The sequence below is a fragment of the Streptomyces sp. NPDC055400 genome, assembly GCF_053644375.1.
On the sequence record NZ_JBSHLM010000012.1, the window covers coordinates 144,736 to 159,960 of the forward strand.

Sequence of the window (15,225 nt, forward strand, 5' to 3'; positions counted from 1 at the left end):
TTGGGGGGAAGGGGATGTGAGGGTGAGTCAGTTCATGGGCGGGGCGGGCGCGGTCAGGGTGCTGTCGACGTACGCGAGCAGAGCCGTGTGCATCGCTTCGGCGTCGGTGCCGGGAGCAGTGGCGAGCACCTGGGTGGCCAGGCCGTCGATCAGGGCGGTCAGCGCGAGCGCCGCCGCCTCCGGGTCGACGGGTCTGAACGAACCCCGGGCGACACCGCGCCGCACCACGTCGGCGACGGTCTCGCGCCACTGCCGGTAGTACTCGGCGTGCAGGTCGCCGACCGCCGTGGAGCGGGCCGCCTCGGCCCACAGGTCCAGCCACACCGCCCACTGCCTGCGCTGCTGCGCGGTGCGCGGCGTCTGGAGCGCGATGAGCTGGCGAAGCTCATCGGCCGGGTCCGCCGCGTCGGCGGTGCGCGCCGCCCGGTGGGCGGTGTCCTCGTCCATGCACCACCGCACGGCCGCCTCGAGGAGTTCCGCGCGGCCGGGGAAGTGGTAGTGGATGGCGGCCGTGCTGGTCGCGCAGGCCTCGGCGATGTCGGAGACCCGTACGGCGTGGAAGCCGCGCTCGGCGATCAGGCGCACCGTCTCGCGCACGATCTGCGAGGGGCGGCCGCCCTCGACGGGGACGGCGCCGCCCGCCGGGCGGGCCGGGGGCCGGTGCCGCGCGCCGAGCAGCCGGCCCGCGTCCACCTGCCCCTCGTCGGCGATCCGGGCCAGCTCGGCCGCCGTGAAGCGGCGCGTGCCGCTCAGGGACCGGGACAGCTTGGAGGGGTCCATGACGATCCGCCGGGCGAACTCGCGCTGGCTCACCCCGGCGGCGGTGATCACCTCCCGCACCCGGGCGGCGACCTCGTCTCGGTTCTCGTCACTGTGCTCCACGGTCGACGACCCTAACCGTGTGTTGAGCAGATCTCAACACGTGACCGCACATAGATACAGATCAGTCTATGTATTGAGCTGCTGACTGGCGCATCAGTCAGCAGCTCAATGCGCGCTAGGGGACCAGTGGGCCTCCGCCGTCGCGGGCACACTCCGGGACCCGTCCGGCGCGACCGCCACGAGCCGCAGCCGTGTGACGGTCTCCGACGTGGCGGGCGGCGCGGGAAGGCTCAGGCAGTACACGTCGTCGTAGATCCGGCCGAGCCAGCTCCCGTCGTCGTCGCGCAGCAGGTCGTAGTGGTGGACGACGCTGTGCCCGGCGAGGCGCCAGGACAGGAAGGCGTGGGCCGTTTCTCCGTCCGTGAGCACCTCGTCGACCGTGAAGTCCTCGGGCGGGGCGGGTGGTGCGAACTCGGCTCCGAGCAGGGCGAGTTCACCGACCCGGATCGCGCACCGGGTCGGGGGCCGGGACGACACGCGCAGGCCGACGGCCGCGATCGTCCGTCCCTGGAAGGGGCCGAGCCCGTGCGTCGCCGTGTGCCAGCCGGCCGCCGACCCCGCCGCGAGCCAGACGAAGGTGCCGGGCGCGTCCTGGAACAGCAGCCCCACTTCAAGGTCCGCGCCGTCCGTGCCGTGCGCGGTCACGGCGAGGCGCTCGGGCCCGGTGACGGTCAGCGCCGTCTTGTAGAGGCGCACCGTCGTCGCGCCGCCCGGCCCGAGCGGACCCGACACCAGCAGCGAGGACCCACCGTCGTACGCGAGCTCATGGTCGAAGTCGACCGACAGAGGGGCGCCCGCACCCTCTGGACCCGTGCCCCCGGCGCTCGTACCTTCTGCACCCGTACCTTCCGACCGCGTCCAGAACTGCCAGGTCGGCAGCACGTCCTGGACGGAGGCGTTGTGCCAGTCGCCGTCCGAGGCCCGCCGTCCGTCGAGGAAGAAGGCGCGCCCGTGACCGGTGTTGAAGCGGGTGACGAACGGGAACGAGCCGATGACCGACCGTTCCGTGATGTGGTGTGCCACGCCGTCCCATGCCCGGTGGTCGTCCCGGTCGCGCGGCGTCTCCCGGTCGTTGAGGGTCTCCCGGTCGTGGGGGAGGAGGCGGCCGCTGCGGGTGGGATCCTGGTGCGGCCCCGACCAGTAGCGGCGCTCGCGCCGGAACACCTCTTGTTCGGCGTCCGGGTCGTCGTGGTGAGGGGCCAGCTCCTTCACGAAGTGCGAACCGAACAGGGCCCAGCTCGTGCGCGCCGCTTCCCCCGGCGGGAACAGCAGCCGCGGGTCGTACTCGGGGTCGAATCCGAACTGCTCGTTCTCCGTGCCGTGGAAGACCGTCGCGTAGGGGTCGCGGCCCAGCTTCAGGGCCGTCGCACGCGACGTCTCGACGCCCTCAGGGGTCATCCAGTAGTTCGCGAAGAAGCTGTCGGCCACGTCGAGCCACGGGGCGTTGTCCGCGTTGAGGTGGTTGAGGTAGTCGAGGTGACCGTCCGGCGTGATCGTGTCGTACCACTGGACATGGAAACCCTCCGGGGCACGCTCCCGCAGTGAGCGCAGCAGGGCGTGGAGCCGTGACGCCTGGCCGGGCGGCGTCTCGGCCTCGTGGTTGATGAAGTAGCCGTCGAACCCGAAGTACGCGGCCATCTCGATCAGCTTGTCCGCGACGGGGAACGAGCCGTCGGCGCGCTGCTCCAGATACTCCTCGAAGTCGCCGGAGCGCGGCCAGAACCAGCAGCCCAGGCTGCGCACGCCGTTGCGATGGGCCGCGTCCGTGTAGGCGGGGTTGGGCAGGTTGACCAGGCCGTGCGCGGGGTCGTCCGCGGGCGAGCCGTCGACGGGCAGGCCGTGCCAGGAGCCGTAGAGGTCGGAGTACTGCCAAAAGCGCAGCAGGCGGCGCGCGAAAGCGTCGCCGTACTTGCGGGCCGTGAAGAAGGCGTCGTCGTAGTCGTAGGTCAGATTCATGAGCCGCGGGCCCGTCGCCAGGTCCGGGTGCGCCTGCGTGGCGGGGAACGGGGCGATGCGCGGCGCGAGCGGAACCCGGGAGCGGAAATGGCGCGCCCAGCGGTCGGTCCCGGGGCTCCAGCTCTTGAGCGCGGCGGCGTCGTAGCCGTGCATGTACGGGCGCACGGGGGAGCGGTCGTCATCCATGGGCAACTCCGGTGAGGCGGCGGGGACGGGTTCAGGGGCGGAGGCGGGGGTCAGGCAACGTTGTCAACCGTCACGACCTCGGTGATCCCGCGCGCCGCGAGGTGCCCCGCGTCGTCCGCGAGGCCCGCCAGGACCGTCGTCGGACGCGCCCCGTCCGCCGTCAGACGCGTGAACGCCTCGAAGACAGGACCGCCCGGTGCGCACGCCGAGCGGTGCGGTGCCCGGTCCTCGTCGCCCGCGTCCACGATCAGGGCCGTCGTACGCGGAGCCGGCGCGTGCTCGCGCCCCCGCCACTGCGCGGCGATCGCGGACACGGACTTGCCGGCCGGTTTCACCTCGCCGTCGTTCGTCAACAGACCAAGGGAGTACTCGAGTTCGGGGAAGTCGGCGAGGTCGCGGCTGACGTCGTGCGAGCACCACCACGTGACGCCCCACAGATCCGGGCAGTCCAGGGCGGCCTCGACGGTGGCCTCCGTGAACGCGGCCGCGTACTCGGCCGGGATCAGCGGCTGCGGCGCGCCCACCTCCTGGAGCCACACAGGACGCCGCGGGTCGAGCGCCCACGCCTTCGACAGCTCGACCAGATACGCGGCATGCCCGGAGGTCGCCGGGCCGCTGCGGCCGTGGCGCTGCGCCGTGCCGTTGAACACCCAGGAGTGCACCGCCGTCATCGCGCCGAGCCGCGCCGCGTGCGCCGGGGTGAACGGCTGGTCGTCCTGGTACCAGGAGGCGTCGTACTCGGCGTGCAGATGCGGCAGCCCCGGCGCCCCCTCCTCGCACGCGGCGAGGACCCGCTCCAGCCAACTGCCCGCCTGCTCGGGGGTGATGCGGTCCGGGTCCGGATGGGGAGGGCCCGCCGCGAACTGAGCGATCTCGTTGCCGATCGTCATTCCCAGGAAGTTCGGCCGGTCCGCGAGCGCGGAGGCGAGTGTACGGAGATAGTCCTCCTGCGCCGAGACGACGTCGGGGTCGGTGAAGATATTGCGGCGGTGCCAGGTCCGCGTCCACGCGGGCAGGAAGTCGAAACTCGACAGATGCCCCTGGAGCCCGTCCACGTTGACGTCGAGGCCGCGCTCGCCCGCCGCGTCCGCGAGCGCCACCAGCTGCTCGACCGCCCGCGGTCTGATCAGGGAGCGATTGGGCTGGAAGACGGGCCACAGCGGGAACACGCGCACATGGTCGAGGCCCAGCGCGGCGATCGCGTCCAGGTCGGCGCGCACGGCGTCGAGGTCGAAGTCGAGCCAGTGGTGGAACCACCCCTGGCTGGGCGTGTAGTTGGCGCCGAAACGCATCGCGGACTCCCGGCTATCGGAATCGAATCCCGGGCAGTCTGCCCTCAACTCCTCGCTCGCATCCACCCTTTGCGCAGTTCCCGAAGATTTTTACGGGCCCTCTTGCCGAGGCGGCTTTAGCGCTTTAGTCTCCACCGCACTCAAGCGCTTTAGCCAGCCGTGCGAACCGTCCGGCGAAGCGGATCCAGGAGCCAAGCCATGCGGCGTACCCCCGCCAGACGCCCCACCATCAAGGACATCGCGCTGCGCACGGGCGTGTCCGAGAGCGCCGTCTCCTTCGCGCTCAACGGCAGGCCCGGTGTCTCGGAAGCCACCCGGGACCGGGTCCGCCGCGTCGCCGACCAGCTCGGCTGGCGGCCGAGCGCGGCGGCGCGCGCCCTGTCGGGCGAGGGCGCGGCCACGGTCGGCCTCGTGCTGGCCCGCCCGGCGAGCACGCTCGGTGTCGAGTCGTTCTTCCTCCAGCTCGTCTCCGGCATCCAGGAGGTGCTCGCCGGGCGCCGCCTCGGCCTGCTCTTCCAGGTCGTCGAGGACCTGTCCGCGGAGTGCGACGCCTACCGGCGCTGGTGGGCCGAGCGCCGGGTGGACGGTGTCCTCGTCGTCGACCCGCGGGCCGACGACCCCCGGCCGCCGTTCCTCGACGAACTCGGCCTGCCGGCCGTCGTCATCGGCTCCCTGCCGCCCGGCGACGACGGCACCGGACACCCCGGCATCTCCAACCTGTGGGCCGACGACGCCCGCGCGATGGCGTCCATCGTGAGTCATCTGCACGGCCTGGGACACCGCAGGATCGTGCACATCGCCGGCCTGCCCGACCTCGCCCACACGCGGCGCCGCATCCAGTCGCTGCGCACCGAGGCGGAGCGCCGCGGCCTCACCGACGTCCGGTCGATCACCACGGACTACTCGGACAGCGAGGGCGCCGAGGTCACGCGCCGCGTCCTCGCGTCCGACGCCCCGCCGACGGCCATCGTCTACGACAACGACGTCCTGGCCGTCGCCGGGCTCGCCGTCGCCGCGGGCCGCGGCATCCCCGTGCCGGACCGGCTCTCCATCGTGGCCTGGGACGACTCCGTCCTGTGCCGCACCGCGCACCCCTCGCTGACCGCGCTCGTCCGCGACACGACAGCGTTCGGCCGGCGGGCCGCGCAGGAGCTGCTCGCCCTGCTCGACGGCGGACCGGCCCTGCGCGTGGAAGACGAACTGCCCCATCTCGAACAGCGCGGCAGCACCGCCGCCGCGCCCTGAACCGGACCCACCGCCTGCGCCGCCCCCCACACGCACCGCGCTCGGACAACGATGTCGACCCCTCGTCCCGGAGGTTTCAGGTCCCCATGAACCCCACAAAGGCCATCCGCCGCACGAACGCCACCACCCCCACGACCCGGTCCCGCACCCACGCACTCAGAACCGGCACCCTCGCAGCGGTCGCCCTCGCACTCGCCGCCACCGGCTGCTCGGCCACGCCCACGGCCACCGGCGGGGCGGGCGCCTCGTCCCTCACCGCGAACCTGGGCTTCTCGGGCACCACCATCACCCGGAACTTCAACCCCTTCTCCCTGACGGCGACGCAGGGCACCTTCGGCTTCCAGTACGAGGCGCTCTTCGACTTCAACATCCTCAAGGGCGGCGAGTTCAAGCCGTGGCTCGGCACCAAGTACACGTGGTCCGACGGCGGCAAGAAGATCACCATCGACCTCGACAAGCGCGCCAACTGGTCGGACGGCTCCCCGCTCACCGCCGCCGACGTGGTCTTCACCATGGACTACGTGCGGGACAACAAGCTGCCCCCGAGCTGGGCCTTCGACTACAAGAAGGCGACGGCGGCCGACGACCACACGCTCGAGATCACCTTCGACAAGCCCGCCTACTCGAAACTCGACTCCATCGGCGGGATCACCCCCGTACCGAAGAAGGAGTGGCAGGGCCGGAACGGCAAGACGTACACCAACCCGAACCCGGTCGGCTCGGGCCCCTACAAGCTCAAGCAGTACAGCGCCCAGCAGCTCACCTTCCAGGCCCGCGGCAACTACTGGAAGCAGAAGAACATCCCGGTCAAGACGGTCAAGGCACCCGTCGTCACCCAGGCCTCCGAGGTGCCCAAACTGCTGAGCGGGGAGGTGGAGTGGAGCGGCGGGGTCGTGCCCGACGTGAAGAAGCAGTACATCTCCAAGGACCCGAAGAACCACCACGCCTGGTACCCCACCTACGGCGGGCAGTACATGTTCTTCAATCACCAGAAGAAGCCGTTCACCGATGTGCATGTACGCCGCGGCCTCTCCCTGGCCGTCGACCGCACCCAGCTGCTCGACATCTCCAACCCGGGCATGTTCAACACGCTCAACCTGACCGGGCTCGACTCCAAGACCCAGGGCAAGTGGATCGACGCCAAGTACACGGACGCCGAGCAGCCGAAGGCTGAACTCTCCAAGTCGCTGGCCGAGTTCAAGAGGGCCGGTTACACGAGGAAGAACGGCAAGCTGGTCGACAGCAGCGGCAAGCAGCTCAGCTTCAGCATCATCGAGGTCTCCACCTGGGGCGACGCCGTCCAGTTCGACAAGGTCGTGGCCAGCCAGCTGAAGAAGGCAGGTGTGAACGTGTCGGTCAAGCCGACCGATGCTTCGCAGATGGACGTCAAGCGCAAGAAGGGCGACTTCGACGTCCTGATCGGAGGCGCGGTCTTCTACTCCACCCCGTACAACTACTTCAAGGACATGCTCTGGAGCGGAAACGCGGGCGTGTGGACCAACTACGGCCACTACAAGAGCAAGAAGGCCGACGCGCTCATCAAGGAGCTGGGGGAGACCGGCGACCAGGCCGAGATCAAGAAGATCTCCGGCGAGCTCGAGGGCATGATGGTCGACGACGTGCCCGCCGCACCACTGATCACCATCGGCGTCTCCAGCGAGTACAACAGCAAGAACTGGACCGGCTGGCCGACCGCGGAGGACCCGTACGCGCAGCCCGCGCCCTGGGCCGGCGGGATCGACTCCATGAGCATCCTGCTCAACCTGCGCCCCGCGAAGGGCTGATGACGCCATGACCGTTCCCGCCCTCGGCCCGGTGGACGCCACAGCCGTCGCGCCCAGGCCCGTCCGCCGCCCCAGGAGCGCCAGGTTCGGCGCCGCTCGCTACTTCCTGCGGCGCCTGGCCTTCTACGCCGTGGCCGCAGCCCTCGCCATCACCCTCAACTTCCTCATCCCGCGCCTGATGCCGGGCGACCCCGCCTCCGCGCTCATCGCGCAGATGCAGCAGAAGCAGACGCTCTCCGGTGACCAGGTGCACGCCATCTACCGGCTGTTCGGGATGCCGGGGGAGCCGCTCTGGGACCAGTACGTCACGTATCTGAATCAGGTCCTGCACTTCAACTTCGGTATATCCGTGGCCTATTACCCCACCCCCGTGTGGGAAGTGATCCGCACCGGGCTGCCCTGGACGGTCGGCCTGGTGGGCCTCACCTCGGTCGTGTCCTTCGTCCTCGGCACCGCGGCCGGCGTCGTGTCAGGCTCCCGCGTGGGATCGCGTTTCGACTCGTTCATGACGCCCGCGTCCATGTTCATGGGGTCGCTGCCGTTCTTCTGGGTCGCCCTCATCCTCGTCCTCGTCTTCGGGGTGCAGCTCAGCTGGCTGCCGACCGGCGGCGGGTACGACGGCGACATACGGCCCGCCTTCAACGGGCCGTTCCTGACGAGCGTCCTGCAGCACGGCATCCTTCCCGCGCTCACGATGGTGACGGCGTCGGTGGGGGGCTGGCTGGTCGGCATGCGGAACATGATGGTCACGACCGTCTCCGAGGACTATGTGCTGCTCGCCCGCGCCAAGGGCCTTTCCAAGGCGCGCGTGATGTTCCAGTACGCCGCCCGCAACGCCGTCCTGCCGAGCGTCGCCGGATTCGCGCTCACCATCGGGACCGTCGTCAGCGGGCAGCTCCTCGTGGAGATCGTCTTCGCCTATCCGGGCGTCGGATACCTCCTCTACCAGGCCGTCTCCAGCGTCGACTACCCGCTGATGCAGGCCCTGTTCCTGATCGTGTCGCTCTCCGTGCTCGCCGCGAACTTCATCGCGGACTCCGTGTACGGGCTCATCGACCCGCGTGCGAGGGAGGCCCGCTCATGAGCGCATCGGTCCGTACAAAGCACAGCCTGCGCCGCCTGAAGCTGCCCGCGAACCCCAAGGTCCGCATCGGCGTCGCGATCTTCGTCTTCTTCGCGCTCCTCGCCCTGCTCGGCCCGTTCGTCGTACAGCACGTGATGGGGCTCTCGCCCAGCGATGTCGACACCTCGCAGGCCATGGAACCCCCTTCCGCAAAGCACCTGTTGGGGACCACGGCCACCGGAGAGGACGTCTTCGCCCAGCTCGTCGTCGGCAGCAGGATCTCGTTGCTCGTCGGGCTCGTGGCGGGCGTCATCACCACCACGCTCTCCGTCCTCGTCGGGGTCGCGGGCGGCTATCTGGGCGGGCGCGCCGACTCCTTCCTGACCGCCGCCACCAACGTCTGCCTCGTCATCCCCGGCATGCCGCTGCTGATCATCGTGGCGAGCTATGTGCAGGGGCGCGGCGGCTGGCTCACCGTGGCCCTGGTCATCGGGCTCACGGCCTGGCCGTGGGGTGCGCGGCAGAAGCGGGCGCAGACACTGTCGCTCCGCCACCGGGACTTCGTGTCCGCGGCCGAGATGACGGGGGAGAGCAGGTGGGGCGTCATCACCCGCGAGCTGATCCCGTCGCTCGCGCCGATCATCTCCGTGAGCTTCCTGGGCGCGGTCGTCGGCTCGATGTTCGCGGACGCCGGTCTCTCCTTCATGGGGCTCGGCAACATCAACATCACGAGCTGGGGCTCGATGCTCTACTGGGCGCAGAACGGTGCTGCCCTGACCCGGGGCGCCTGGTGGTGGTTCGTGCCACCGGGTGCGTGCATCGCCCTGATCGGGGTCGCCGCGGGCCTGATCAACTTCGGAATCGACGAAGTGTCCAATCCCCGGCTCCGCAAGCCCTCCAAGGCGGTACGCGCCCGTGCCGGTGCCGCCCGGCTGCACGCGGCCGCCGGCGGCGGGTCCGACGAGACCGGCGGAGCCAGGCCCACGGCCGGTAAGCCCGCGCCCGTTCAGGAGGCCGCGTCATGAGCAGCAGCACCACGCCGCAGTCACCGCTCCCGGAGCAGAGCACCGATCACCGAAGTGAGCACCGCGCACCCCTGCTCACCGTCCGAGGCCTCCACGTCGACTACTTCGACAAGGAGGACCCCGTTCACGCCGTACGCGGCGTCGACCTCACTCTGCGCCGCGGCGAAACCCTCGGCATCGTCGGCGAGAGCGGCTGCGGCAAGTCCACCCTGGTCACCGCCATGACCCGGCTCGAGCGGCCCCCGGCCGTCACGACCGCAGGATCGGTCGTCTTCCACGGCCACGACGGCACCGAGAGCACCGACATCCTGCGCCTGACCGAACGTCAACTGGCACATCTGCGCTGGGAGAACATCGCGATCGTCTTCCAGAGCGCGATGAACGCCCTCAACCCCGTCCTGCGCCTCGGGAACCAGTTCGCCGACGTCCTGCGCCGCCACCACGGCCTGTCCAAGCGCGAGGCCTGGGAGCGGGCAGGAGAACTTCTCGGCATGGTCGGCATCCCCGCCGACCGGCTGCGCTCGTACGCCCATGAGCTGTCCGGCGGCATGCGGCAGCGCGCCACGATCGCCCTCGCCCTCGCCTGCGAGCCCGACCTCGTCGTCATGGACGAGCCGACGACCGCCGTCGATGTCGTCATGCAGCGCCAGATCCTGCGCCAGGTCGCCCGCCTCAAGCGGGAGCTGGGGTTCTCGGTCATCTTCATCACGCACGACCTGTCCCTGCTCATCGAGATCGCCGACCGGATCGCCGTCATGTACGCGGGCAAGGTCGTCGAGACGGGACCCGCACGACAGCTCTACACCGACCCGCGGCACCCGTACACCGAGGCGCTGCGCGGCGCCTTCCCGCCGCTGCACGGGCCGCGCCGCGAGATCACCGGCATCCCCGGCTCCCCGCCCGGACTGCGCACCCTGCCCGCAGGATGCGCCTTCCACCCGCGCTGCGCCCGCCGCTTCGCACCCTGCGACAACACGACGCCGCCGCTCCTCGCCCTCGGCGCCGGCGAGGCCGCCTGCCATCTGCACCAGTCCGTACGCGGCGAGGAGGACCACCATGCCCGCACCCGCTGAACCCGTCCTCGAAGCACGCGACGTCGTCAAGAGGTTCCCGCTGCACGGCCCGGGCCGACACGGCAAGGAGGTGCACGCGGTCGAGCCGACCAGCCTCGCCCTGCACGCAGGCCGCATCACCGCGCTCGTCGGCGAGAGCGGCAGCGGCAAGTCCACGCTCGCCCGCATGCTCGCCCTCGCCTACCCGCCCACCGAGGGCGAGATCCGTCTCGACGGCGCCCCCGTCAAGAAGGCCCGCACGGCACGAGGCAAACGCGCCTACTACCGCCAGGTCCAGATGGTCTTCCAGGACCCGTTCTCCTCGCTCAGCCCCGTGCACCGCCTGCGCTACATCCTCAGCCGGCCCCTCCAGCTGCACGGCCACGCCTCCGGGCGCGCGGATCTCGAACGGCAGATCCTCGACCTCCTCGACCGGGTCAACCTCACCCCCGCCGACCAGTTCATCGACAAGTTCCCGCACGAGCTCTCCGGCGGCCAGCGCCAGCGCGTCGCCATCGCCCGCGCCCTGGCCGCCCGCCCCAAGGTCCTCCTCGGCGACGAACCCGTCTCGATGCTCGACGTGTCGATCCGCCTCGACATCCTGAACCTCCTCGGCACGCTCCGCGACGACGAGGGCCTCGCGATCCTCTACATCACCCACGACATCGCGGGCGCCCGCTACTTCGCCGACGAGATCAAGGTCCTGTATGCGGGCCAGCTCGTGGAGTCGGGCCCCGCAGACGGCGTCGTGGAACAGCCCAGGCACCCGTACACCCGGCTCCTCCTGGAGTCCGCACCCGACCCCGACCGCGACGGCGGGCTCCTCGACGAGGCCGAGGTCGTCGACGACGAGGAGACCCTCGGCGAACCCCCGAGCCTCGTCGACCCGCCCACGGGCTGCCGCTTCCACCCGCGCTGCCCGCTCGCGAAACCCGTGTGCGCCACGGCGTTCCCGCCGCGCACACGGTTCGACGACGGACAGTGGGTGCACTGCTGGAGCTACGACGAGGAGAACTACCGATGATGCAGCCCTGGTTCACGGACGGAAAGCTCGGCATCTTCCTGCACTGGGGGATCTACAGCGTCGACGGCGTCGCCGAGTCCTGGTCCTTCTTCAACGGGCAGGTCCCGTACGACACCTACATGGCGCAGCTCGACGGGTTCGAAGCGCAGAAGTGGGACCCGGACGCCTGGGCCGACCTGTTCGTCGAGGCGGGCGCCGCGTACGCGGTCCTCACCGCCAAGCACCACGACGGAGTCGCCCTGTGGGACACCCGGGCGAACGACCTGTCCGTCGTCAGGCGCACCCCGGCCGCCCGCGACCTCATCACCCCCTACGTGGACGCGCTGCGCCGCCGCGGCCTCAAGGTCGGCCTCTACTACTCGCACCTCGACTGGTCCCACCCGGACTACGCCACGGTCCGGCCGGACGGGCCGGACAGGCAGGAAGCGGACGACCGCGGCAACCCGTACTCGATGCCCGCCGTCGGTGACGAGTCACCCGAGCGCTGGGACGCCTTCCTCGCCTTCCACCGCGCCCAGGTCCGCGAGCTCCTCGGGCTCTTCCAGCCGGACCTGCTCTGGTTCGACGGCGAATGGGAGCGCAGCCCAGAGCAGTGGCGCATGGCCGAACTCGCCGAACTCATCAAGGAGTTGAGCCCGCACACCGTCGTCAACGGGCGCCTCACCGGACACGGTGACTACGCGACTCCCGAACAGGGTGTGCCCGTCGAACCGCCGAAGGGCCCCTGGGAGCTCTGCCTCACCGTCAACGACTCGTGGGGGTACCAGCCGCAGGACGACCACCACAAGTCGCCCCGTCAGCTGGTCCGCGTCTTCGCCGAGACCGTCGGCGGGGGAGGCAACCTTCTGCTCGCCGTGGGCCCGAAGGCCGACGGCACGATCCCGCCCGAGCAGGCCGAGCGCCTCGAAGCGCTCGGCGAGTGGATCGCCGAACACCGGCCCGCCGTCCGCAGCGCCGTGCGCGGCCTGCCCCACGGCCACTTCTACGGCCCCTCCACCCTCTCCGCCGACCGCCGCACCCTGTACCTGTTCCTCTTCGACCGGCCCAACGAGTACGTCGTGCTGCGCGGTGTCCGCAACGCCGTTCGCTCGGCGCGGGTCCTCGGGTCCGGCACGGACGTCCGCCACGAGCGTGTCGGCGGGCTCGGCGAGGTGCCCGGCTGGGAGTACCTGTACGTCACCGACGACCAGCTCGACCCCCTGTGCACGGTCGTCGCCCTCGAACTCGACGGCGAACTCGACCTGTACCGCGAACACACCCGCGACTGACGCACCCGCACTCCACCCCCCTCGACCGACCGACACAGACACCGATCTCGGAGGCAGAGCCCCATGGCAGCCCGAAGAGCCCTGCACGCCTGTTCCGTCGCCACCCTGTTCGTCGCCGCGTCCGCCGCGGCCGTCCCGCCCGTATCGGCGCACACGACGGACCGGCCCCTGCCCGTCGTCTCGCCGACCCCGCAGCACATGACCCGCGCCGGAGCCGACATCTCCCTCGCTTCGCGCGCCGAACTCGTCGTGGACGACACCACCGACCAGCCCGCCCGCGACCTCCTCACCGCCACCCTGCGCGCCCACGGAGTCAGCCACGTCGACGTCCGCACCAAGGCGTCGGGGCACGCGCCCCTGACCGTGCTCCTCGGCCCGGCCACCCGCCCCGACGTGGCGAAAGCCCTGCGCGGCACCGACGTCCCCACCCAGGACGAGGGCTACGCGGTACGCGTCGCGGGACGGACCGTGGCGCTCGGCGGCACCGACGCGACCGGCCAGTTCTACGCGGCCCAGACGTTCGGACAGCTCGTCACCAAGGGGAACATCGCGGGGGCGTCCGTCTCCGACTTCCCGTCCATGCGGCTGCGCGGCTCCATCGAGGGCTTCTACGGACCGCCCTGGACGGAGGCGGAGCGCCTGGACCAGATGGACTTCCTCGGTGAGGTCAAGTCCAACACCTATGTGTACGCGCCCAAGGACGACCCGTACCACCGCGACAAGTGGCGCGAGCCGTACCCGGCGGACAAGCTCGCCCAGCTCGGCACGCTCGTCGACCGGGCCCGCGCCAACCACGTCCGCTTCACTTTCGCCGTGTCGCCCGGCGGCTCGGTCTGCTACTCGGACCCGGCCGACGTGAAGGCCCTCACCGCGAAGCTCCAGGCGCTCTACGACCTGGGCGTGCGCTCGTTCTCCGTGCCGCTCGACGACATCAGCTACACCAAGTGGAACTGCGACGCCGACCAGCAGAAGTTCGGCGCCCCCGGGCGCGGCCCCGCCGCGAAGGCCCAGGTCGGTCTGCTCAACACCGTCCAGCAGGACTTCATCGCCACCCACGACGGCGCCAACCCGCTCCAGATGGTGCCCACCGAGTACGGCGACCTCACCGACACCGCGTACAAGCAGGAGATCCGCGGGAACCTCGACAAGGACATCGAGGTCATGTGGACCGGCACGGACGTCGTCCCGCCGGAGATCACCAACGACCAGGCCCAGAAGGCGTCCGAGCTGTTCGGGCGCAAGGTGTTCGTCTGGGACAACTACCCGGTCAACGACTTCGGCCGGACCTCGGGTCGCCTCCTGCTCGCCCCCTACGACAAGCGCGAGCCCGGACTGTCCGAGCATCTCAGCGGCCTCGTCTCCAACCCGATGAACCAGGAGGCGGCCAGCAAGCTCGCCGTCTTCACCATGTCCGACTTCTCGTGGAACGACCGCGGCTACGACCGCGCCCGCTCCGCCCGGCAGTCCGCGCTGCACCTCGCCGGCGGGGACCCGCGCGTCGCCGACGCCGTACAGACCTTCGTCGACCTCAACCACATGGCACCGACGTTCGGCGCCAAGCCGTGGCAGCCGCAGTCGCCGATCCTCAGCGCGCAGCTCGAGAAGTTCTGGAAGGCGTACGAGAGCGACCCGGCGGCCGCGATCCGCTCCTTCACGCCCACCGCGGCGAACATCGGGCGAACCCCGGCCGTCCTCCGCGCCGGCGTGCCCGACCAGCAGTTCCTGCACGACGCCGGGCCCTGGCTCGACTCCACCGCGCTGTGGGGCAAGGCCCTCGGGCACGGTCTCGCCGCGCTGAAGGCCATCGACGCCCATGACGCGGACAAGGCGGCCGGCGAGCGCGCCGCGATGGACAAGGCCGCGGACGCCGCCTCGCACATCACCATCGACCCGGCCGAGCACCACCAGCCAGGACCCGTGAAGATCGCCGACCCGTTCCTCGGCGACTTCGTCAGCCGGGTCCAGGACCTGCACGACGCCTCGAAGGGCCTCGAGCCGCTGCGGCAGCTCGCCCTGAACAAGGACACGAAGCAGAGCTCGGACTACGCGTGGGACGGCGGGTTCCCGTTCGGCGCGGCCAAGGCGGCCGACGGCGACCGCTTCAACTTCTCGACCACCAGCGGCAAGGAGGCGCAGCCCTGGTGGCAGGTCGACCTCGGCTCCGTCGCCGACCTGGAGCGCGTCGACGTCTACAACCGCAGCGACTGCTGCGCGGACCGCACCAAGGACTACTACGTCCTGGTCTCCGACGAGCCCTTCACCGGCACCCTCGCCGACCAGCTGACCAAGCCCGGCGTGTGGTCCCACCACGAGAGCGCGCAGGCCGGCGGCCCGACGGCGATCCCGGTGACGGCACACGGCCGCTATGTGCGGGTGTGGCTGGCCAGCGAGAAGCCCGTCGAGCTGAACATGGCGGAGGTCGAGGTGTACGGCAGGGCGCGCAGCTGA

The 15,225-nt window shown here is 70.6% G+C and carries 11 protein-coding genes; 8 read left to right on the plus strand and 3 right to left on the minus strand.

All coding sequences use genetic code 11. The features are described from left to right. Positions 1–27 precede the first annotated feature (27 nt). The 3 genes from ACWIGU_RS29305 to ACWIGU_RS29315 all read right to left on the minus strand — a co-directional run bounded on the left by ACWIGU_RS29305 (position 28) and on the right by ACWIGU_RS29315 (position 4,316). Positions 28–882 (minus strand): TetR family transcriptional regulator C-terminal domain-containing protein, encoded by an 855-nt coding sequence (locus ACWIGU_RS29305; protein WP_454404702.1) that lies wholly within the window; start codon positions 880–882, stop codon positions 28–30. A gap of 105 nt (positions 883–987) precedes the next feature. Beyond that, positions 988–3,024 (minus strand): endo-beta-N-acetylglucosaminidase, encoded by a 2,037-nt coding sequence (locus tag ACWIGU_RS29310; RefSeq protein WP_454404703.1) that lies wholly within the window; start codon positions 3,022–3,024, stop codon positions 988–990. Positions 3,025–3,074: 50 nt separating this feature from the next. Next, positions 3,075–4,316 carry a glycoside hydrolase 5 family protein gene (locus ACWIGU_RS29315; protein WP_454404704.1) on the minus strand — a complete coding sequence of 414 codons (1,242 nt, stop codon included), beginning with the start codon at positions 4,314–4,316 and terminating at the stop codon, positions 3,075–3,077. A 198-nt stretch (positions 4,317–4,514) separates the two neighbouring features. Here ACWIGU_RS29315 and ACWIGU_RS29320 point away from each other — a divergent pair, with 198 nt between their 5' ends. The 8 genes from ACWIGU_RS29320 (at position 4,515) to ACWIGU_RS29355 (ending at position 15,225) form a co-directional block, all read left to right on the plus strand. Further along, complete coding sequence (locus ACWIGU_RS29320; protein WP_454404705.1) at positions 4,515–5,561, plus strand: LacI family DNA-binding transcriptional regulator; 1,047 nt, start codon at positions 4,515–4,517, stop codon at positions 5,559–5,561. Positions 5,562–5,647: 86 nt separating this feature from the next. Continuing rightward, the gene (locus ACWIGU_RS29325) at positions 5,648–7,345 is read left to right on the plus strand and encodes an ABC transporter substrate-binding protein (RefSeq protein ID WP_454404706.1); all 1,698 of its coding nucleotides are present in this window, start codon (positions 5,648–5,650) and stop codon (positions 7,343–7,345) included. A 7-nt stretch (positions 7,346–7,352) separates the two neighbouring features. Then, a complete protein-coding gene (locus ACWIGU_RS29330; protein ID WP_454404707.1) occupies positions 7,353–8,429 on the plus strand; it encodes an ABC transporter permease in 1,077 nt (358 codons plus the stop codon). Then, entirely contained in the window at positions 8,426–9,433 is a 1,008-nt protein-coding gene (locus ACWIGU_RS29335; protein ID WP_454404708.1) for an ABC transporter permease, read from the plus strand. Before ACWIGU_RS29330 ends, ACWIGU_RS29335 begins: the two co-directional genes overlap by 4 nt. After that, the gene (locus tag ACWIGU_RS29340; RefSeq protein ID WP_454404709.1) at positions 9,430–10,506 is read left to right on the plus strand and encodes an ABC transporter ATP-binding protein; all 1,077 of its coding nucleotides are present in this window, start codon (positions 9,430–9,432) and stop codon (positions 10,504–10,506) included. Before ACWIGU_RS29335 ends, ACWIGU_RS29340 begins: the two co-directional genes overlap by 4 nt. Further along, complete coding sequence (locus ACWIGU_RS29345) at positions 10,490–11,509, plus strand: ABC transporter ATP-binding protein (protein ID WP_454404710.1); 1,020 nt, start codon at positions 10,490–10,492, stop codon at positions 11,507–11,509. The genes ACWIGU_RS29340 and ACWIGU_RS29345 overlap by 17 nt, the downstream gene beginning before the upstream one ends. Continuing rightward, complete coding sequence (locus ACWIGU_RS29350) at positions 11,509–12,777, plus strand: alpha-L-fucosidase (RefSeq protein WP_454404862.1); 1,269 nt, start codon at positions 11,509–11,511, stop codon at positions 12,775–12,777. The genes ACWIGU_RS29345 and ACWIGU_RS29350 overlap by 1 nt, the downstream gene beginning before the upstream one ends. Before the next feature lie 63 nt (positions 12,778–12,840). Next, on the plus strand, positions 12,841–15,225 hold the full coding sequence (locus ACWIGU_RS29355) for a beta-N-acetylglucosaminidase domain-containing protein (protein ID WP_454404711.1): 2,385 nt from the start codon (positions 12,841–12,843) through the stop codon (positions 15,223–15,225).